This window comes from Peribacillus sp. P4_D6 (assembly GCF_056401795.1).
In genome coordinates this window covers 1-513 of record NZ_JBFUIQ010000414.1, presented here as the reverse complement: position 1 = coordinate 513, position 513 = coordinate 1, and the positions used below count along the sequence as shown (strand labels likewise).

At 30.0% G+C, this 513-nt stretch carries 1 protein-coding gene; it reads left to right on the top strand.

Going from position 1 to position 513, the window contains the following annotated elements; translation table 11 throughout:
- Positions 1–318 precede the first annotated feature (318 nt).
- Positions 319–474, top strand: coding sequence for a hypothetical protein (locus AC1DVB_RS27925; RefSeq protein WP_477592109.1), 156 nt, complete (start codon positions 319–321; stop codon positions 472–474).
- The last annotated feature ends 39 nt before the right edge of the window (positions 475–513 follow it).

The following is a 513-nucleotide window of genomic DNA, read 5'->3' as shown; positions in this document are numbered from 1 at the left end:
TGTAAGCGCAAATGACGCTAAGAGACATGGGAGGGTACGTCATCATAAGTTTCGCAGAGATCTATTGTGCATCACATAGTGGAGAAAATAGCTAATGATTTCCATTAGTTTTAGCGAAGCGTACGCTCAATTTACTAATAAAAACCAGAATTTCAATACTCTGTTTAAAAGTAGAATAAAAAAATAAATTCCCTAATATACCGAGTGGTGCAAACCGTTGATACATCAATGTTTATAGAGGGAGGATAGTTGAAGAACAAATGTGGTTTTTTATGGTAAAATAAACTTAAATTATTTTCATTAAGGGGTCTACCTGCTATGAAATTAGATGATAAAAAGAAAAAGATTCAAATGGAATATAGGGAGAAATTACAGCAAAAGAAAAAGAATAAAAAGTTCACACTCGAAGCAATTGTAATTGCTATTATCATTTTTCTATTTATTGTTTTAAATTCAATTTTTAAATCATTTTAACTGTTTTATGTCACAACTTGTGTTAACTCACAATAAGTC

Bases quoted from the DNA above. Each gene is read 5' to 3' on its own strand.
- AC1DVB_RS27925 (WP_477592109.1), top strand. From the start codon at position 319: ATGAAATTAGATGATAAAAAGAAAAAGATTCAAATGGAATATAGGGAG.